The sequence below is a fragment of the Citrifermentans bremense genome (assembly GCF_014218275.1).
GTDB classification, from domain to species: Bacteria; Desulfobacterota; Desulfuromonadia; order Geobacterales; family Geobacteraceae; genus Geomonas; species Geomonas pelophila.
The window spans coordinates 1,086,072-1,105,387 of sequence record NZ_AP023213.1 but is presented as its reverse complement, the minus strand read 5'-3'; the positions used below and the strand labels follow the sequence as shown (position 1 = coordinate 1,105,387).

Annotated in this window: 19 protein-coding genes; 8 read left to right on the top strand and 11 right to left on the bottom strand. The window is 61.6% G+C overall.

Annotated features, from left to right (window positions below; all coding sequences use genetic code 11):
* The first annotated feature begins 93 nt into the window (after positions 1 to 93).
* Together htpX and GEOBRER4_RS04760 are read left to right on the top strand one after the other, a co-directional pair.
* Positions 94 to 936, top strand: coding sequence for a zinc metalloprotease HtpX (htpX, locus tag GEOBRER4_RS04765; protein WP_185244445.1), 843 nt, complete (start codon positions 94 to 96; stop codon positions 934 to 936).
* 12 nt (positions 937 to 948) lie between these two features.
* Entirely contained in the window at positions 949 to 1,872 is a 924-nt protein-coding gene (locus GEOBRER4_RS04760; RefSeq protein ID WP_185244444.1) for a TerC family protein, read from the top strand.
* Between the two features lie 134 nt (positions 1,873 to 2,006).
* Here GEOBRER4_RS04760 and GEOBRER4_RS04755 read toward each other — a convergent pair whose 3' ends face one another.
* The 6 genes from GEOBRER4_RS04755 to GEOBRER4_RS04730 all read right to left on the bottom strand — a co-directional run bounded on the left by GEOBRER4_RS04755 (position 2,007) and on the right by GEOBRER4_RS04730 (position 8,464).
* Positions 2,007 to 3,314, bottom strand: coding sequence for a hemolysin family protein (locus GEOBRER4_RS04755; RefSeq protein ID WP_185244443.1), 1,308 nt, complete (start codon positions 3,312 to 3,314; stop codon positions 2,007 to 2,009).
* 183 nt (positions 3,315 to 3,497) lie between these two features.
* Complete coding sequence (locus GEOBRER4_RS04750) at positions 3,498 to 3,998, bottom strand: chemotaxis protein CheX (protein WP_085813590.1); 501 nt, start codon at positions 3,996 to 3,998, stop codon at positions 3,498 to 3,500.
* Positions 3,999 to 4,082: 84 nt separating this feature from the next.
* Positions 4,083 to 5,288: a methionine adenosyltransferase gene (locus tag GEOBRER4_RS04745; RefSeq protein WP_185244442.1), complete on the bottom strand. Its 1,206-nt coding sequence runs from the start codon at positions 5,286 to 5,288 to the stop codon at positions 4,083 to 4,085.
* 157 nt (positions 5,289 to 5,445) lie between these two features.
* Positions 5,446 to 5,841: an FxsA family protein gene (locus GEOBRER4_RS04740; RefSeq protein ID WP_185244441.1), complete on the bottom strand. Its 396-nt coding sequence runs from the start codon at positions 5,839 to 5,841 to the stop codon at positions 5,446 to 5,448.
* 11 nt (positions 5,842 to 5,852) lie between these two features.
* On the bottom strand, positions 5,853 to 7,229 hold the full coding sequence (locus GEOBRER4_RS04735) for a sigma-54-dependent transcriptional regulator (protein WP_085815145.1): 1,377 nt from the start codon (positions 7,227 to 7,229) through the stop codon (positions 5,853 to 5,855).
* Positions 7,230 to 7,270: 41 nt separating this feature from the next.
* Positions 7,271 to 8,464 carry a pyridoxal phosphate-dependent aminotransferase gene (locus GEOBRER4_RS04730; protein WP_185244440.1) on the bottom strand — a complete coding sequence of 398 codons (1,194 nt, stop codon included), beginning with the start codon at positions 8,462 to 8,464 and terminating at the stop codon, positions 7,271 to 7,273.
* A gap of 178 nt (positions 8,465 to 8,642) precedes the next feature.
* Between GEOBRER4_RS04730 and GEOBRER4_RS04725 the strand changes: the two genes are divergently transcribed.
* Entirely contained in the window at positions 8,643 to 9,926 is a 1,284-nt protein-coding gene (locus GEOBRER4_RS04725; RefSeq protein WP_185244439.1) for an O-acetylhomoserine aminocarboxypropyltransferase/cysteine synthase family protein, read from the top strand.
* 168 nt (positions 9,927 to 10,094) lie between these two features.
* On the opposite strand, the gene GEOBRER4_RS04720 is transcribed toward GEOBRER4_RS04725, so the two are convergent.
* Entirely contained in the window at positions 10,095 to 10,589 is a 495-nt protein-coding gene (locus GEOBRER4_RS04720) for a YchJ family protein (protein ID WP_085813595.1), read from the bottom strand.
* Between the two features lie 37 nt (positions 10,590 to 10,626).
* Positions 10,627 to 10,917 carry a Dabb family protein gene (locus GEOBRER4_RS04715; protein WP_085813596.1) on the bottom strand — a complete coding sequence of 97 codons (291 nt, stop codon included), beginning with the start codon at positions 10,915 to 10,917 and terminating at the stop codon, positions 10,627 to 10,629.
* A 203-nt stretch (positions 10,918 to 11,120) separates the two neighbouring features.
* Here GEOBRER4_RS04715 and GEOBRER4_RS04710 point away from each other — a divergent pair, with 203 nt between their 5' ends.
* The gene (locus GEOBRER4_RS04710; RefSeq protein WP_226377888.1) at positions 11,121 to 11,855 is read left to right on the top strand and encodes a DUF4350 domain-containing protein; all 735 of its coding nucleotides are present in this window, start codon (positions 11,121 to 11,123) and stop codon (positions 11,853 to 11,855) included.
* 23 nt (positions 11,856 to 11,878) lie between these two features.
* The gene (locus GEOBRER4_RS04705) at positions 11,879 to 12,253 is read left to right on the top strand and encodes a desulfoferrodoxin (protein WP_085813598.1); all 375 of its coding nucleotides are present in this window, start codon (positions 11,879 to 11,881) and stop codon (positions 12,251 to 12,253) included.
* 80 nt (positions 12,254 to 12,333) lie between these two features.
* Here GEOBRER4_RS04705 and GEOBRER4_RS04700 read toward each other — a convergent pair whose 3' ends face one another.
* Positions 12,334 to 13,800 carry a DEAD/DEAH box helicase gene (locus GEOBRER4_RS04700; protein WP_185244437.1) on the bottom strand — a complete coding sequence of 489 codons (1,467 nt, stop codon included), beginning with the start codon at positions 13,798 to 13,800 and terminating at the stop codon, positions 12,334 to 12,336.
* Positions 13,801 to 13,970: 170 nt separating this feature from the next.
* Complete coding sequence (locus GEOBRER4_RS04695) at positions 13,971 to 14,543, bottom strand: hypothetical protein (RefSeq protein WP_185244436.1); 573 nt, start codon at positions 14,541 to 14,543, stop codon at positions 13,971 to 13,973.
* A gap of 214 nt (positions 14,544 to 14,757) precedes the next feature.
* Between GEOBRER4_RS04695 and GEOBRER4_RS04690 the strand changes: the two genes are divergently transcribed.
* The 3 genes from GEOBRER4_RS04690 (at position 14,758) to GEOBRER4_RS04680 (ending at position 18,904) form a co-directional block, all read left to right on the top strand.
* Positions 14,758 to 16,203 (top strand): ATP-binding protein, encoded by a 1,446-nt coding sequence (locus tag GEOBRER4_RS04690; RefSeq protein WP_185244435.1) that lies wholly within the window; start codon positions 14,758 to 14,760, stop codon positions 16,201 to 16,203.
* Positions 16,200 to 16,871: a response regulator gene (locus GEOBRER4_RS04685; RefSeq protein ID WP_185244434.1), complete on the top strand. Its 672-nt coding sequence runs from the start codon at positions 16,200 to 16,202 to the stop codon at positions 16,869 to 16,871. Before GEOBRER4_RS04690 ends, GEOBRER4_RS04685 begins: the two co-directional genes overlap by 4 nt.
* Positions 16,872 to 17,245: 374 nt before the next feature.
* The gene (locus GEOBRER4_RS04680) at positions 17,246 to 18,904 is read left to right on the top strand and encodes a methyl-accepting chemotaxis protein (RefSeq protein WP_185244433.1); all 1,659 of its coding nucleotides are present in this window, start codon (positions 17,246 to 17,248) and stop codon (positions 18,902 to 18,904) included.
* 91 nt (positions 18,905 to 18,995) lie between these two features.
* On the opposite strand, the gene GEOBRER4_RS04675 is transcribed toward GEOBRER4_RS04680, so the two are convergent.
* The gene (locus tag GEOBRER4_RS04675) at positions 18,996 to 19,316 is read right to left on the bottom strand and encodes a hypothetical protein (protein WP_318842566.1); all 321 of its coding nucleotides are present in this window, start codon (positions 19,314 to 19,316) and stop codon (positions 18,996 to 18,998) included.

The following is a 19,316-nucleotide window of genomic DNA, read 5'->3' as shown; positions in this document are numbered from 1 at the left end:
TGTCAGAGCATGCAAGACCTTTATCCAGTGCCGACGCACCTGGGTAAAGGTCTTTTTATTTGAGCTGTCAGTCAACCTCAAGGGAGGTACGTCATGAACAGATTCAAGACTGCCGTTTTACTCACTTCTCTCACGCTGCTCATGATCGGGCTCGGCGCAGCGATCGGGGGACAGGGGGGGATGTACCTGGCGTTTTTCATGGCCCTGGCCATGAACGCTTTTTCCTACTGGTTTTCCGACAAGATCGTACTGCGCATGTACGGCGCACGGGAGATCAGCGAGATGGAGAACCCCGCTTTCTACGGGATGATCCGGCGGCTCACCGTGCAGGCAGGCCTCCCCATGCCGCGGGTCTACATCATCCCCTCGGAGAGCCCCAACGCCTTCGCCACCGGCCGGAACCCCGATCATGCCGCCGTGGCCGCGACCGAAGGGATCATGCGCATCCTCACCCCGGAGGAGCTGGAAGGGGTGATGGCACATGAACTGAGCCACGTCGCAAACCGCGACATCCTGATCTCGACCATAGCGGCCACCGTCGCCGGGGCGATCTCGATGCTGGCGAACATGGCGCAGTGGGCGGCGATCTTCGGGCACAGAAGCGACGACGAGGAAGGGGGAGGCGTCATCGGCACTTTGGCACTCGCCATCCTGGCGCCGATCGCGGCCATGCTGATCCAGCTTGCGGTTTCCAGGTCGCGCGAGTACCTGGCCGACGAGGGGGGAGCGAGGCTTTGCGGCCACCCCCGCTCGCTCGCCAACGCGCTGAGAAAGCTGGACCAGGCCTCACACCTGCTCCCGATGCAGGAAGCGCGGCCGGCCACAGCACACATGTTCATCGTCAATCCCCTCACCGCGGGGGGGATCGCCAGGCTCTTCTCCACCCATCCGCCGATGGAAGAGAGGATCGCGAGACTCGAGCAGATGGGGCGTTAAAAGGAGGTTTTTTTGTCTACCAGGGAATTGATGTGGGTTGCCTTCGCGGCCATCATCACCGTAATGTTCGTGCTGGACCTGTTCGTCTTCAACCGCAAGAGCCACGAGATCAAGTTCCGCGAGGCGCTCGCCTGGACCACCGTGTGGGTCGGGCTTGCCATGGCCTTCAACGCAGGGATCTGGTACTTCATGGGATCGGCGAAGGCGCTGGAATTCTTCACCGGTTACCTCATCGAGGAGTCCCTGTCGGTCGACAACCTCTTCGTCTTCATCATGATCTTCTCCTACTTCAAGATCTCGAAGGCACAGCAGCCCAAGATCCTGAAATGGGGGATCATCGGCGCGCTGGTTATGAGGGGGATCTTCATCCTGGTCGGGATCGAGCTGATCGAGCGGTTCCACTGGATGGTCTACATCTTCGGGGGGATCCTGATCTACACCGGGATCAAGATGGCCTTCGGGGGGGATGAGGAAGTCGAGCCGGAGAAAAATCCGCTGGTACGGCTGGTGCGGCGCTTCATGCCCATAACCAAAAGGACCTGGGGGGATCGGTTCTTCATCAAGAGGCACGGCGTCTGGGCCGCGACCCCTCTGTTTCTGACCCTGGTGGTGGTCGAATCGAGCGACGTAATCTTCGCCGTCGATTCGATACCCGCAGTTTTGGCCGTGACCCACGACCCGTTCATCGTGTACAGCTCCAACGTCTTCGCCATCATGGGGCTGCGCTCCCTTTACTACCTCTTGGCCCACGTGATGGAGATGTTCGTTTACCTGAAGCTTGGGGTCTCCTTCATCCTCGCCTTCGTGGGCGCGAAGATGCTTCTCGTCGACGTGGTGGAGATCCCGCTGCTGCTGTCGCTGGGTTTCATCGTCGGGACCCTCGCCATCTCCATCCTCACATCCATCCTGCTGGCGAAAAAGCCTCACAGAAGCTAAAAAAGCAGGGGCTAGGGGCTGGGGGCTGGGGGCTAACTTCATTCCCCCCAGTTCCCAGTCTCTAGCCCCCTAGTCCCTATTCCCTGATTTTCCAGTCCCTAGTCCCTACTCCCTGATTTTCCAGCCCCCAGCCCCTAGTCCCTAGGCCCTGTCTTTGCGATCTTCACCTTGGTGATGCCGGTACGGGTCACTTCCTCGCAGGTCAGGGTGTACTCGCCCAGCTGGAGCTGCTCGCCCTGCTCCGGGAAGCCGCCGATGCGGTCCAGTATCAGCCCGGCCAGGGTGTCGAAGGGGAGATCCTCGCCAAGGTCCATCTCCAGCAGGTCCTCCAGGTCGGAAACGGAGATGAGGGCGTCCACCAGGTAGCTCCCGTCCGCCAGGATCTGCACCGTGCTCGGCTCCCCGACGTCGTGCTCGTCCTCGATCTCGCCCACCAGCTCCTCGAGCAGGTCTTCGGTGGTGACTATGCCGCTGATGCTGCCGTACTCGTCGACCACGAACGCCATGTGCACGCGCGTTTTCTGCATCTCCTTCAGGAGCTCGCTCACCTTCTTCCCCTCGGGGACGAAGAAGGGGGGACGGACGATGGAGCGGATGTCGAAACCGGGCTCGCGCACCATCCTTCCCAGAAGATCCTTGCCGTGGATGAAACCGACCGTCTCCTCGATGCTCCCCACGTACACCGGGTAGCGGGAATACATGTTGTCCAGCACCCCGTTCAGGATCTCCTCGTTGGAGAGGTTCAGGTCGAAGGCGACCACCCTGGTGCGGGGGACCATCACTTCTCTTACGGCGGTATGGGTGAAGTCGAAGAGGTTGTCGATGAAGGTATGCTCGGTCTCGCTGAAGATGCCGCTTTCGTGCCCCTCGGCGACGATGTGCTGCACCTCCTCGCGCGTCATGAACGCCTTCCCCTCACCCTTGATCCGGAACAGGGCCAGCGCGGCCCTGGTGGAGTAGCTGAGCGCCGATACCAGTACCCCGGCGATCCTCGCCAGGAAGGTGATGGTCTTGGCGATCCTGAGCGCCACCGGGTCGGCGTACTGAAGCCCTATGGTCTTCGGGACCAGCTCTCCCAGGATGAGCAGCAGGTAGGAGATGACTGCGACCACGATGGTGAGGGAGAGAGGTTCGGCTGCATTACGGATCATGGCGAAGGGGGATACCTGCAGGATGGGGCGGATGTAGTCGACCGCTATCACGCCCCCCACCGCGGAGGCGGTCGATCCCACCACGGTCACCCCGATCTGTACGATGGCGAGCAGGCGATGCGGATCCTTCTGCAGGGATTCAACCAGCGCGGCCCGCTGGTCGCCCTGGGCTACCAGTTGCGCTACGCGGCTCTTTCTGATGGAGATGATGGCGAATTCGGCGCAGGAGAAAAACCCGTTCAGCAGTATGAGGATGGCGATGACCAGCAGTTCGACGAAGATTGTGTCCAATTACCCTCCACTTTAATTGTCGGGGCTTGCGGTGTCGATGGCGCTTGAAGCGCTGCGGCGCCGCCAGGTGCCCCCTAGTTTCAACAGGTGCTCATTTTTCACCACTAACCCGCCTTTTGTCAACCTTTTGTGCCGTTTAGCCTTCCGGCTCAGGTCGCGGCGCCGTCTTCGGGACCCGGAGCGCTACTTGCCGATCTTGAAGGAGAGCAGGAAGCGCTCCTCTCCGCAGACAAAGGGCATAACCAGCGCATCGGAGTTGGAGATGCTCTCCAGCGCATAATCGCTGCCGTAGATAACCGTCGGAATGGAAAGGTTAATGTCGGCCCCCTTGGGGGAGAAGATGTGCTTCACGTCGCCCCCCACCATGTTGGCTATCTCCCCCATGGCATCGTTTACGTCCTCGTCCACGTCGGTGACCTCCATCCCCAGCATGTTGGAAGTGACCATGAGGGCGAGCTTCTTGGGACAATGAATGGCAACTATGCCGGAGTGGCTCCCGGCGAGGCCGACCATGCTGGTAACAGTCTCATGAAAGTTCAGCACAGGCTCTTCGAGAGGGGGCTCATCGACTACGTCGAGCATCACCATGGTGGAAAAAACCCCCTTGGTGATCTCCGCTATGGTCTTGCGGACCTCGTCTTCCGTCGTGTTGGCCTCGTTCAGAATTGCCGGATCAAGCGCCATGTCCCCCCCTCCTCCTAATGAATTGATACAACAGTCTACCGTACCCTCTAATAAATGAAAGGCGGCCGCGCAAAATGTGCGGCGTCAACTAACAGGGAACGCACCCTTGGCAAGCAAGAGGCAGAAGGAATTTATCCCCGAAAACTCGCGCTCGAAGACCTCCTCGACCTCCCTCTCCACCTCCACCGCCCGCCGCCCCGGTTCCATGACCAGCTGGGCGTTGGCCATGTGCGGGCGGTCCACCGGGTCGCCGATCCGGCTCAAGAGCATCACCTGCGCCCCCTGCACCCCCGCCACGGAATTGCAGATCTCGCGCGCCATCCGGTGCGCCAGGATGTTGTAGATCTTCCCCACGTGGCTCATGGGGTTCTTCCCGGCAGCGGCCTCGGTGCCTATGGGTCTCGCTATGGGAATCACCCCGTTCACCCGGTTCCCCCTCCCCACCTGCCCCGAATCGGCGTCCTCGGCGGAGGTCCCAAGAAGCGACAGGTACACCCCGCCCAGCCCGCGGCCGGGCTCGTCGAGCGTGTTGTAGTGCAGGTCGACGCGCGCGAAATTCCGCAGGGCTCCCTGCAGAAAGCGCCTCATCTCATGGGCCACGGCTTCCTTTCGTTCGAAGTACTCCCGCTCCGACCCGACCCTTGCCGCCAGAAGCGGCATGGCCACGGTAAGGTCCAGCTCGTCACGCCGGCGCAGCCCCATGACCTTCACGTCCTCGCCGGTTTCGGGAAAGAGCTTCTTGAAGCGCTCCGAATTAAGCTCCCTCTCCAGTGAGAGGACCGTCTTCTCGGTCGGGCTCAGGGGATAGTACCCCACGGCCGCCGAGGTGTCGTTGGCTCCCCTCACCTCGCCTTGGCGCGCGAAGATGTCGGTCAACTCCTGCGACCCCGGCGCCAGCTTGATGCGGTACTCCAAGTGTCGCTCCGGATCGACGTTGCGCAGGTTCTTACCGATCCACTCTTTGGCCGCAGCCAGGGCGATCTCGCGTACCGGGATCTCCTTGCCGGCGAAACTGAAGGTGGCCCGGTCCCCGATGGTTAACTCCATCGGCTCTATCACCTCTCCGCCGCCAAAGCGCTTCTCCACGCGCCCCGCCGCGAGCAGCCCCTTGTCGATGTTGTGATGCAGCACCGTGCCGAACGCTTCCAGGTAGGCACGGGAAAGGGCTACCGATATGGCATCCATGACACAGTCGCAGATCTGGTCCGGATGCCCGGTCCCCTTGCGCTCTACCATCTCGACGGCCTGCTCGGTTACCAGACATCCTTTGTACTGCTCGACGAGGAACATGCTTGCGCTCCAGGCAGAGTTCGAGACCCTAATTAAAACGAGGCCCGTTCGCTATACATAAAAAGCGACAGCAGAAATTGTAGCCGAAAAAGGAATGGGTGCAATATTTTGGAGAGGTTACGGGTGAGAGGAGGTGCCGTGGCAATGCCGGGCGCGGTCAGCGATGGTGCCTTACCACGAAGCCCCCCCGGGAGATGCGGGACTGCAGCCAGAGCCCAAGCCACCCCTTGATGACGCGGCGGGTGGCCGGGATCAGGAAGAAGATCCCCAGGAAGTCGGTGAAGAAGCCGGGGGTGGCGAGGAGGACGCCGCCGATGAAGACGAGGGCGCCGTCCAGCATCCTTGCGGCTGGGAGCCTCCCCCGGGAGAGCTCGTCGCGGATCTCGGTGAGGATCCGTCCCCCCTGGCTCTTCATGAGCCAGGCCCCGAAAAGGCTGATCGCCAAAAGCGTCGCCACGGTGGCGACCCCGCCGATGACCGATCCCACCTTGATCAAGAGGTAGATCTCGATCACCGGGACGATGAGGAACAGCAGGAATAGTTTGAAGTACATGGACGCCCCTGCTACTTCTTCATGTCTATGCCGTAGCTCTTGATCTTGCGGTGCAGGTTGCTCCGCTCAAGCTCGATGGCCTCGGCCGTCTTGGAGACGTTCCAGTCGTTTTCCTCCAGCTTCTGGATGATGAACTCCCGCTCGAACTCCTCGCGCGCCTCCCTGAGGCTTGAGAGCTCCAGCACGCTGTCGAGCTTGCCACCGGCGGCGTCCTTCCCCGCGCCATCGCCTCGGATGTAGTCGGGGAGGTGGTTGACGGTCACCGTGCCGCCGGGGGTCATGATCACCAGACGCTCCACGATGTTCTTCAACTCGCGCACGTTCCCCGGCCAGTCGTAGCGCTTCAGGGCCTCCATCGCCTCGGGGACGATCCTTTTCGACTCCCTCCCCTCCCGCGAGCAGAAGGCCTCCAGGAAGTACCCGGCCAAAAGCGGTATGTCGTCGCGCCGTTCCCGCAAGGGGGGAACCTTGAAGGGGACCACGTTCAGCCGGTAGTAGAGGTCCTCGCGGAAGCCGCCGTTTCTGATCTCCTCCTCAAGGAGCTTGTTGGTGGCGGCGACGATGCGGACGTCCACCTCCAGGGTCCTCGTGCCCCCCACCCGCTCGAACTTCTTCTCCTGCAGGATCCGCAGCACCTTTGCCTGGGTCTTCAGCGACATGTCGCCTATCTCGTCCAGAAAGAGCGTGCCGCCGTCGGCGAGATCGAACTTACCCTTCTTCTGCGCCACCGCGCCGGTGAAGGCGCCGCGCTCGTGGCCGAAGAGCTCGCTTTCAATCAGCTCCTCGGGGATGGCGGCGCAGTTGATCTCGATGAAGGGCTTGTCGCGGCGCAGGCTGTGGAAATGGACCGAGCGGGCCACGAGCTCCTTGCCGGTCCCGTTCTCGCCGGTGATCAGCACCGAGGCGTTGGTCCGGGCGACGAGGCGGATCTGCTCGGATAGCTGCAGCATGGCCAGGGAATTCCCGATCATCTCGTGCCCCTGCTGCACCTGGTCGCGCAGGGCGGCGTTCTCCTCCTTCAGGCGGTTCATCGCCAGGGCGTTTTCCACCGTGACCACCACCTTCTCCAGCGAAAGCGGCTTTTCGATGAAGTCGTAGGCGCCGAGCTTGGTCGATTTCACCGCCGTCTCGATGGTGCCGTGGCCGCTCATCATGATGACGTTCAGGAACGGGTGCGCTTCCTTCAGGCGCTGCAGCGTCTCGATGCCGTCCATCTTGGGCATCCAGATGTCCAAAAGCACGAGCCCGGGCAGCTCCTTTGCGCAGAGCGCGAGCGCTTCGACGCCGTCGGCGGCGCAGACGGTCCGGTATCCCTCGTCTTCGAGGATGCCGGCCAGGGAGGAACGGATCCCCTCTTCGTCGTCAACTATCAGTATGGTCTCGGTCATGGTGGTCCTTGCCTCCGGGAGGGTGCTCCGCAGCGCAACGCTCAACCGGCGAGCCCCGCTTCGCGTGCGAGTTCCGCCCAGGCCGGGAGGCTCCGCTCGATCATCCCCTTGTCTACGCAGTAGGCGATACGGAAGTAGCCGGGGGCGCCGAAGCCTGCGCCGGGGACCAGCAGGATGCGGTGCTTCTGGGCCAGCTTCACGAACTCGATGTCGTCGGCAAGAGGCGATTTGGGGAAGAAGTAGAAGGCGCCGTCCGGCTTCACCATCTTAAAGCCGAGCTTGGTGAGCGATTCGTAGAGGAGGTCGCGCTTTTCCTGGTAGGCGTTGATGTCCACGGAGACGTGCTGCAGCCCGGCCACGAGCCGTTGCATCAGCGCCGGCGCGTTGACGAAGCCGAGCACGCGGTTGGAGAAGACGGCCCCTTCCATGAACTGCTCCACGTCCTTCATCCTCGGGTTCGCGGCGAGGTAACCTATGCGCTCGCCGGGAAGGGCCAAGTCCTTCGAGTGCGAGGTGACGATGACGGAGTTGGCGACGTAGCGGAAGATGTTTGGCACCCCCTTCCCCTCGTAACTGATCCGGGCGTAGGGTTCGTCGGAGATGACGCAGATCTGCCGCCCGAGTTCCTTCTCCTTGCCGGCCACCAGCGCGCCGAGAGCGGCGAGGCTCTCCGCGGGGTAGATGACCCCGGTGGGGTTGTTGGGGGAGCAGATGATGATGGCGCGGGTCTTCTCGTTGATCGCGGCGCCTATGGCGGCGATATCGAGCTGGAAGGTATCGCGGTCGGTCCAGACCTCGACCGGGACGCCGCCGTGGTTGTCGATGTAGAAGCGGTATTCGACGAAGTACGGGGTGAGGATGATCACCTCGTCGCCAGGGTTCAGGATAGTCTTCAGCACCACGTTGAGTGCACCCCCCGCGCCGCAGGTCATCACCACCTGGCTCCCCTGCACCGGGAGATCTGAGGCGGCGGAGAGCATGCGCGCGACGGCGTTTCTCGTCTCAAGGTACCCGGCGTTGTTCATGTAGCGGTGCATGCCGGGGACGGGCGCCTTGGCGAGCTTCTGGAATTCGTCGCGGAAGGGCTGCGGGGGCTCCACGTCGGGGTTACCCAGGGTGAAGTCGTAGACCTTGTCGGCTCCGAACTCGGCGCGCAGCTTCTCACCTTCCTCGAACATCTTCCTGATCCACGATGATTTCGCAATGAAACCGGATATCTTATCGGCGACGGGCATCATCCCCTCCTTGATTTTGATCTCAGCTTTATTAGCACATTACGGAAACAGCGGCAAGGCGTATTCCCCGCGCGGGGGCCTTGGCGGCGGCCGTCTTTAATATTTCCCTGCAAACGGCGGGGCAATCTGCTATGATACCGCCCTGCATTTCGGCATCTGATTTTCACAGGAGGGAAACATGAAAAAGGATTGGCGCATCGAGACTCAGGCGATCCAGGAGGGATACGCCCCCAAGGACGGAGATCCCAGGATCCTGCCGATCTACCAGAGCACGACCTTCAAGTTCTCCAGCGCGGAGCACGTGGCGAAACTGTTCGACCTCGAGGTGGGGGGACATTTCTACACCAGGCTCAGCAACCCGACCGCAGAGGGTTTCGAATCCAAGATAGCGGCCATGGAAGGGGGCGTCGCCGCCATGGCCACTTCCAGCGGACAGGCCGCCACCAGCATGGCCATCATGAACATCTGCCGCGCCGGGCAGCACGTGGTCGCCGCCAGCACCCTGTACGGCGGGACCTACTCGCTCTTCGCCAACACCTTCCCGAAGATGGGGATCGAGGTCACCTTCGTCGATCCCGAGGCCGACGAGGCCGCCATCGTGGCCGCCTTCCGCCCCGAGACCCGCGCCCTTTTCGGCGAGACCATAGGGAACCCCGGGCTGAACGTGCTCGACTTCGAGAAGTTCTCCCGCATAGCCAAGAAGATGCAGGTGCCGCTCATCATCGACAACACCTTCCCGACACCCTATCTCTGCCGTCCCTTCGACCACGGCGCGGACATCGTCATTCACTCCGCCACCAAGTACATCGACGGCCACGCCACCAGCGTCGGCGGGGTCATCATCGACAGCGGCAACTTCGACTGGGGCAACGGCAAGTACCCCGAGATGACGGAGCCGGACTCCAGCTACCACGGCCTCAAGTACCTGGAGACTTTCGGCAAGCTGGCCTACATCGTCAAGGCGCGGGTGCAGCTCATGCGCGACCTGGGCTCCTGCCCGGCGCCGATGAACGCCTTTTTGTTCAACCTGGGGCTTGAGACCCTGCCTTTGCGCATGCAGCGCCACAGCGAGAACGCGCTTGCCATGGCCAAGTACCTGGAAAAGCACCCCGCGGTGAGCTGGGTGACCTACCCGGGGCTCGAGAGCCACAAAAGCTACGCCCGCAGCAAGAAGTACCTTCCCAAGGGGGCTAGCGGCGTCCTTACCTTCGGCATCAAGGGAGGGGCCGCGGCAGGAAAGAAATTCATGGAGAGCTGTCAGCTCGTGGCGCTGGTGGTGCACGTGGGCGACGCGAGGAGCTGCGTCTTGCACCCGGCGAGCACCACCCATCGCCAGCTGAACGAGGAGCAGCAGATAGCCTCCGGTGTCTCCCCCGACCTGATCAGGCTCTCGGTCGGCATCGAGCACATCGACGACCTGATCGAGGACGTGAACCAGGCGCTTTTGGAAAGCCAGAAATAGACGGAGAGGAATCCCCCCGCGTTCCCCCCTTCGCAAAGGGGGGAACGCGGGTTGTCGTAGCAGGGCTTCGCGGGCCAGGATATCCAAGCTGCCCGGTAAGCCTGGAAGAAAAAAAGGGGCGAGTGGTTTCCACTCGCCCCTTTTCATTTTGATAATGTTCCAGCTACGCTACTTGCCGCAGCACTTCTTGTACTTCTGGCCGCTGCCGCAGGTGCAGGGGTCGTTGCGACCGATCTTCGGGCCCTTCACGATCGGCTGCTGCGGCGCCGCGGTCACCGGGAGGCCGTCGGTGAAGAACCAGCGCGACTTCTCCTTCTTGAAAAGGGCGCGCTCGTGGTGCACCTTTTCCTCCCCCTTCTCCTTCCAGCGGGCGACGAACTCCACCTCGCCGGCGTTGTCGTCCTTGCCGCCGTCCTTGGTCGAGATGATCTGCAGCCCCAGCCACTCCGAGTTCGCGGCCCAGGCCCGGGTCCCGTCATGGTCGTAACCCTCGCGGTGCTTCGCGTGGGTGGATTCAAAGATAAAATCGGTCTCCACGTTGACATACGCCGCGTAACGCGCGCGCATCAGTGCCTCTGCCGTCTCCGCGGGGCGCTGGCCCTTGATGATGGGCTGGCAGCATTCAGCGTAGGCAAGACCGGTTCCACAGGCACATTGCTCCATTCTGGTACTCCTCCTCGTTTCTATTTGTTTTTGCTTTCTAGCAGTGGTAATCGGCGGCGACCACGGAAGAGCAGACGCTCCTCATGTAGGCGGCGACCGTGTCGGCGTGGTAGGGGTGCACCTGGTAGGCCTGGAGATCTTCCAGGGAGTCGAACCTTGTATAAAGGGCGATGTCCGCGGACCTGGGAGAGCGGATCACGTCCACCCCCACTTCAAGCTGGCGCAGCATCTCGACCTTCCCCTCCATGCTCAAAAGGAGCTCCTTTGCCTTCTCGATCCCCTCAGGAGTCGACTCCTTCAACGTGAACAACACTATGTGCGCAATCATCTCTATCTCCCCTGACTTGATGTTGTTGCCTCGGATACCATGTAATACATCGGCGCCAGCCTCCCTGTCAACGCCGGTAATCCCCTGACGGAAAAAAAGAGTTGCATGCCGGGGGCAATGCTGTTATAAGGACCAACAAGACCGGAATAGTCCTATTTAAAATTTCCTTCAAGGGGGATGTGATGACTGGCATTTTGAAATTAATGAGTATACTTGTACTGGCCTCCTTAATCTGGACCACCCCGGGAGAAGCGGCCCAGAAGGTCCTCTTCGACACCGGGCACGGGGAGCGTTTCCTGGTCAACAACCCGGGGCCTTTGCAGCTTTCGGGGCTGGCCGAGATACTGAAGTCGGCGGGTGCCGAGGTCGCGACCATTGACCAGCCCTTCAGCGACGCGACGCTTGCCGGTGCCCATGCCGTCGTGATCAGCGGCGCCTTCAACGCGCTGCACCCGGCTGAGATCGAAGCGCTGCAACGTTTCATGCAGGGGGGGGGCAAGCTGGCCGTGATGCTGCACATAGCCCCTCCCATGGCAACGCTCCTCGAAAGCCTTCATGTGACCTACACCAACGGCGTGGTCCAGGAGCGGCAGAACGTGATCGACAACGACCCAATCAGGTTTTACGTGCAGCAGATAGAGCCCCATCCGGCCCTCTCCGGGGTCACCCGGTTCAGCGTGCACGGTGCCTGGGGGCTTATGAACCTGGCCCACACCGCCCGCGTGGTCGCGGCTACGGGGCCGCAGGCCTGGGTGGACCTCAACATGGACAAGGTCCAGGAGAAGAAGGAGACGGCAAGCTTCGGCGTGGCCGTTGCCGGCGACGTGGGGAAGGGAGGCTTCATCGCCTTCGGCGACGATGCGCTGTTCCAGAACAAGTTTCTTGATGATGACAACAGGTACCTGGCCAGAAGCCTGGCCGGCTGGCTGAATAATTAATCAACCCAAAAGGAGGGAATGACATGGCAGAGGCATTGGAAATCTACAAGTGCGGGAGCTGCGGGAACATCGTGGAGGTATTTCATCCGGGTGCGGGCGAACTGGTCTGCTGCGGGGCGCCGATGACGCTGCAGAAGGAGAACACCGTCGACGCTTCCAAGGAGAAGCACGTGCCGGTTGTCGAGCGGGGAGAGGGAAGCATCACCGTGAAGGTCGGGAGCGTCCCGCACCCGATGGAGAGCGCCCACTACATCGAGTGGATCGAGGTGATAGCCGACGGCAAGGTTTACCGCGCCCAGTTGCAGCCGGGGCAGGCTCCCGAGGCGACCTTCCCGGTGACCGCCAAAGAGATCAAGGTGCGCGAGTACTGCAACCTGCACGGGCAGTGGTCGGCATAACAAAAGGCACCTGACGAAAACGAAAAGAGGGGGATGGGCCGTTGTGCCCATCCCCCTCTTTTTTTGCTTAAGTAACCTGGCTACCTGCCGCTGCGGCGGGCGGCGTGGTTGGCGGGGCGGTTGCCGCCGGGATGCTGATGCCTTTTCCCGCTCCCGCCCACGCCCTCACGTCCGCCAGCCGAAGCACCATTCCCCTCGGCAGGGCGGCCGGTGGCGCTGCGACCACCGGGCTCCGTCGCTTTAGCGCCGATTACCGGCATGGGAACGCTCCTCCTGCCGCCTGGGGCTGTCGCCGGCTTGGCGGAGCCTGGCTTTGCGCCCACCTTGGTTGCGGCGGGTTTCCCGGCACCCGGCTTGGCGCCGTCTTTGCGGCGCTGAGGTTCGCGGGGCGGCCGGGCGAACTCGGTGTCCTTTTGCGGCGCGGGGACCGCGTAGTCGAACCCCTCGATGCGCCGGCGCTCGATCTTCGTACCCAGCACCTTTTCGATGCTGCGCACCATATAGTCGTCTTCCGATGTCACCATGGTGAAGGCGTCGCCGGTCTTCGCGGCGCGGCCGGTCCGGCCGATCCTGTGGGTGTAGGCTTCCGGGGTGTCGGGGATGTCGTAGTTGATGACGTGGGAGATGAGCGAGACGTCGATGCCGCGGGCGGCGATGTCCGTTGCCACCATGATCTGGAAGGTGCCGTCCCTGAAGCCGTCGAGCGCCGCCTGTCTCCTGTTCTGGGAAAGGTTCCCCTGCAGTGAGGTCGCCTTGTACCCCGCCTTCTCCAGCTGCTCTCCTACCCTTTTCGCGCGGTGCTTGGTCTTGGTGAAGATGAGCACGCTCTCGGTGTCGGTATGCTTCAGCATCTCGAAGAGAAGCGGGGTCTTCAGGTGCTGTCCCACGGGGTAGAGCGCATGGGAAACGGTCGCTGCCGGAGCGGTGCGGCTCACCTGCACCGTGACCGGGTTGCGCAGGATCTCGTGGGCCAGCCTGCGGATGTCGTCGGGCATGGTGGCGGAGAACATCAGGTTCTGCCTCTTGCCGGGGAGCGCCCTGAGGATCTTCCTCACGTCGGGGAGAAAGCCCATGTCGAACATCTGGTCGGCCTCATCCAGCACCAGGATCTCGACCCTGGAGAGGTCGATGGTCCCCTGGGAGATGTGGTCCAGAAGGCGACCCGGGCAGGCGACCACGATTTCGGCCCCTTCCTTTAGTTTCTTGATCTGGGTGTTGATGTTGACCCCGCCATAGACGGTGACGCTTCTCAGGCGCGTCTGCTTCCCCATGCCGTTCAAGGCCTCGTTGATCTGCTCGGCGAGCTCACGGGTGGGGGCCAAGACCAGGCCGCGGACATGCCCGCGCTCTTCCTGCACCAGGCGGTGCAGCATGGGAAGGCCGAAAGCGGCGGTCTTTCCGGTCCCGGTCTGCGCCAGGCCGAGTACGTCCTGGCCGGTGATGACCGACGGGATCGCCTGCAACTGGATGGGGGTCGGGGTGACGTACCCCATGGCCTCGATGCCTGCCTGGACCTTGGGGTGCAAATTAAACTGTTTGAAATCCACTATTACTCCTGTCATTCGATGTGCATGCCACAAAAAACCCCAGAAGCTTAGAAGGCCTTGGGGTCTTTGCTAATTAGAGTATGAACTATAGCATGAAAGTATCGAAAGTAGGGAGATTTTATTTTCTTCGTCAGTGAGATTTCATCTCTTGCGCCTGATGCCTCTTCAGACTAGCGACGCTCCCTCCCCTCCCGGCGCTCGTCCCTTCCCTCGTTCCGCACGTAGTCCCTGTTGCCATCGCGGCCCCGGTGCTCGCCCCAGCGGCCATCGCGGCGGTCGTTGTCATGCATGGCCACCGGGCGATACCAACGGCCCCGGTAATGATCGCGGTCGTTCAGGTAGGCTCTGTACTCCCGGTCCCGGTAATAACCTATCTGGTTGTAGTCGTGGCGGTGCAACCGGTAGGGGAGCCTCTCCTGCGTGACATAGGCCCAGGGTCCGCCGTAGCTGCGGGACATGAACCAGCGGCCGCCCCGGTTCTGGTAGTAGCAGTTGTCCAGGTAGATCACGTCGTAAGGCGCCCCGACCGAAACGTAGAAGCCGAGGTTGGGAGAATAGATGAAGCCGCCAGGCTCGGCATAGGCGACCGGCTCGGCATAAGTCGGATAGGTAACCACCGTAGCTGCGGGTGGCGGCGCCACCACCACCGGCACCCCGATGTTCACGCTTACATCCATCCTCGCCTGCGCACTCGCCGCACCGGCAAGCACGATGAGAATTGCTGCTGCAAGATACTTTTTCATGATCTTCTCCTTGGCGGCCGAAGCCGCGCTGCCTTTGCGGTAGTTTGTCTTTTGGAGCCTCCGCTCCTTCCATGGTTTTCACATTAGCCGCGCAATGTGGAGAAAATATGCAGCAATTGTGGAATTTATCCTGCACCGGAAGATGCGATGGCGCATTGCCGGCATCTGTGTTAATAAAAAGGCAGCGTTACCAATTCTAATAGCGGGTTCACCCATGAAGATAATGATCAAATACAGGCTGCTGATCGCCATGCTTGCCGCGACCGGCGCCGTGGTGATCTCGATGTTCCTCATCATGCAGTGGAGCATCGGGCACGGCTTTTTAGCCTACGTCAACACCATGGAAAAAGACCGGCTAGAACGGCTGGCTCAGGTGCTGGAGCGGGCCTACCAGGCGAACGGGAACTGGGAGTTCGCCAGGAGCGACGAAGCCTGGTTCAGGCTCGTCGCCGCAAGCAGGGAGTCAAGCGACCTGGACCGGGCCGAGCGCGGCGAGCGGAGAATGCAGCCGCCCCCGCCGTTTCCCAACTTCTCCGGGCACAGCCGGCCACCGCGCTTCCAGTACCGGTTCGAGGGGAGGGTGCTGCTGCTCGACGCGCAGAAGGCGAAACTGGCAGGGCTTCCGAGCGTCCAAGAGGCGGTGCAACTGCACAAGATCACGATCTCCGGCCGCATCGTAGGGTACGTGGGGCTGCGCCCCAGGCAGCACCTCACCGACACCTACCAGCTCCTCTTCGTCAAGCAGCAGAAACTCACCATGGGCCTGGTCGCCGTGGTCATGTTCCTCGTTTCCGCGGCCATCTCGCTCCCCCTGGCCCACCGTCTGGTGCTCCCCATAAAGAGGCTCGCCGCCTCCATGCACCGCCTGGCCTCCGGCGAGTACGGGACGAGGGTGCCTGTCGGCCCCGAGGACGAGCTGGGACAACTGGCCCGCGACTTCAACACGCTCGCACTCAGCCTGGAGAACAACGAGCGGGCGCGCCGGCGCTGGGTGGCCGACGTCTCGCACGAGCTGCGCACGCCGCTTGCCATCCTGCGCGGCGAGATCGAGGCGATCCAGGACGGGGTGCGCCAGGCGGGCCCGGAGTCGATGCGCTCCCTGCACGGCGAGGTGATGCACCTAAGCCGCCTGGTCGACGACCTCTACCAGATCTCCCTCTACGACATCGGGGCGCTGACCTACCGCAAGGAGAAGATCGAGCTGAAGGAAGTGCTAGAGGATGCGCTGAGTTCCCTGGGGCAGGAATTCATGCAAAAGGGGATCAGCCTCTCCATCGAGCTCCCCCGGGCCGACGGCTGCACCGTCTTCGCCGACCCGGATCGTCTGCACCAGCTTTTCTCCAACCTTTTGGACAACTCGCTCAAGTACACCGACGCCGGCGGCCAACTCTCGGTGAAGCTTCACTGCGGGCAAAACCTCGCGCAGGTGGAGTTCGCCGACAGCGCGCCGGGAGTGGCGCCGGACCAACTGGAGCGCCTTTTCGACCGGCTGTACCGGGTGGAAAGCTCGCGCAACCGCGCCAAGGGGGGGGCGGGGCTCGGCCTTGCCATCTGCAAGAACATCGTCGAGGCCCACGAAGGAACCATAGACGCCCTTCCCTCCCCGCACGGCGGGGTGCTGATCAGGGTGGAACTGCCGCTTACCGGGAGCAGGACATGACACAGAGAATATTGATCGTAGAGGATGAGGAGAAGCTGGCGAGCCTTCTGGCGGACTACCTGAAGCAGTCGGGATTCGAGACTTCGTGGATTGCGGACGGAGCCGAGGTGCTGCCGCGGGTCAGGGAGCAGCAGCCGGACCTGGTGCTCTTGGACCTGATGCTCCCGGGGCGCGACGGTCTCGAAATATGCAAGGAGATCAGAACCTTTTCACAGCTCCCCATCATCATGATCACGGCGCGGGTCGAAGAGATAGACCGCCTGCTCGGCCTGGAGCTTGGGGCCGACGACTACATCTGCAAGCCCTTCAGCCCCCGCGAGGTAGTGGCGAGGGTTAAGACGGTGCTGCGGCGGGCCGGGGAGCAGGCCCCGGTGCAGACGCCAGGCCTCACCCTCGACGCCGAGCGCTACTCGGCGCGCTTCGAAGGGCGCGACCTGGAGCTCACCGTGGTCGAGTTCAAACTCCTGCACTTTCTCTACCAGAACCCCGGCCGGATCTACTCCCGCAGCCAGCTGATGGACCGCATCTACTCGGACCAGCGCATCGTCAGCGACCGGACCATAGACAGCCACATCAAGAAACTCAGGAAGAAGATCGCCGCAGTAGCCCCCGACCAGGAGATCATCCACTCGATCTACGGTGCAGGTTACAAATACGAGCCGGCGTGACCGCAAAACACGCGGCTCATCCGGCTTCAAGCCTCTTTTCCTGCGACATCTCACCTTCCCCGTCAAGGCCCGCTTAAAGGCAGTGCCGCACCAACTCCTTCCCCCAAAAGCGTCAGCAAATAGATCAGGATCCCAGCCCCTCTTACCCCCTCAAACTTTATGAGGAGCCTGAGCGATTGGCCCTCTCCGGTTCCCTGAAGAGGAATGTGCAGGGTGCCCCTCCCGCTCTCCTAGGGGAAAACATTCGACGTTTACGAAATTTCCCCTAAACCCATGAAGAATATGGTCGATAGATCTTAATGTGATCAAACCGCTTTAGAGTCAGCGGCCTAGATACCCTTAACTAGAGCAACACCAAATCATGGAGGAGCAAGATGTTAAACAACATGAAGATAGGGACGCGGTTACTGCTGAGTTTTGGACTGGTATTGCTGCTCCTGATGGTGGTAGCAGGAACCGGCTATTGGGGTGTCCAGTCGGGCGAAAAGACGATTGTGACGCTCCTCGATAGCGAAGGGCGCCTGGCAGAGCACTCGGCAAGGGCGCGGGCCAACGTGCTCGGCCTGCGACGTTACGAGAAAGACATGTTCCTCAACATCGAGGACATGAAGAAGGTGGACGGGTATTACCAGAAATGGCAGGAGGAAACTGAAAAAGTCCACGAGCGTGTAACCGACCTGGAAAAAGTGGCAACTCAACCGGACGACGTGGAGAAGGTGAAGGCGGTTAAGGAGAACCTGGTCCTCTACAAGGCCGGCGTGGACAAGGTGTTCGCCGCCATCAAGGAAGGCAAACTCAAGACGCCTGCCGAGGCAAACGCCGCCGTAGGAGCATACAAGGACGAGACCCACAAGATGGAGGATGCCGCCACCAAGCTGGCGACGGACGCCAACAAGAGCATGCAGGGGGCAAAAGCGGTCATAATGAGGGCGACCCATGACGTGGTTATGATGCTGGTAGCTATCTCCCTGGTGGCGGTCCTCGTAGCTATAGGCTTAAGCCTCCTGGTGACCCGCAGCATCAAGCGTCCGCTCCAGATCGGGGTGGAAACGGCAGACCGGCTGGCGGCAGGAGATCTCACCGTCGAAATCAGCGAGACCAGCAAGGACGAAACGGGAATGCTGTTGGCGGCGATGAAAAACATGGTCTACAAGCTGAGGGAGATCGTGGCCGAGGTGCAGGCCGCAACCAAGAACGTCGCCTCGGGAAGCCAGGAGCTCTCCTCCGGCTCGGAGGAGATGTCGCAGGGCGCCAGCGAGCAGGCCGCCGCCGCGGAAGAAGCTTCCGCCAGCATGGAGCAGATGACCTCCAACATCCGCCAGAACGCGGACAACGCGCTGCAGACCGAGAAGATAGCGGTCAAGTCCGCGGAGAATGCCAAGGAAGGTGGCCAGGCTGTCCAGGAAACGGTGCAGGCCATGAAGGACATCGCCGGCAAGATCAACATCATCGAGGAGATCGCGCGCCAGACCAACCTTTTGGCGCTGAACGCGGCCATCGAGGCGGCCCGGGCCGGCGAGCACGGCAAGGGATTCGCCGTAGTCGCGAGCGAAGTGAGGAAACTGGCCGAGCGCAGCCAGAAGGCGGCGGCGGAGATCTCGCAACTATCCAGCAATAGCGTCGACATAGCGGAGAAAGCCGGAGAGCTGCTGTCCAAGATGGTGCCCGATATCCAGAAGACGGCCGAACTGGTCCAGGAAATCAGCGCCTCCAGCCGCGAGCAGGACACCGGTGCGGAGCAGATCAACAAGGCGATCCAGCAGCTCGACACCGTCATCCAGCAGAACGCTGGCGCGTCGGAGGAGATGTCCTCGACCGCGGAAGAGCTCGCCTCGCAGGCGGAGCTTTTGGCAAGCTCCATCGCCTTCTTCAAGATTGGCGAAGAGGCAAGCTCGAAGCCCCAGGCAAGGCGCGCCAAGTCGGGAGTGAAGCCGATGAGCTTCAGCCGGCAACCGGTAAAATCCGGCGCAGCGGTCACGAACGCAGTGGGGACAGACCTCCACTTGGACGACGACCAGTTCGAGCACTTCTAGGAGCCACCGCTTCTAAACGGCAAAAGCCGGATTCCGCCTGGACCTAACGGTCCGGCGGAACCCGGCTTTTTTTGTTTGCTGGAAACTAAATTTACAACAGCTCGATTTCGCTGCTTCTAACGATCAGGATGTCCTGGCGGAAGTCGGCGGCCAGCTGCTGCCGGTACCTTTTCCACCAGGCGCGGTCCAGTTCTGCCGCCATCACCTCGTAGATCACGATGTCGTCGTGCACCGTGGTTTCCCTGGTCTCCTTCCAAAGGCCGCGCGCCGGCGAGCGCATGTAGGTGGTGATGCCGCCGAAACGCTCCGAAAGCGAGTCGCGCACCTTTAGGAACTCGTCCTGGGTGAACGGGATTCCTTCGTTGTCGTAGAGCGGCAAAAGGATCTGGATCAGGTACATGTGGCCTTCCAT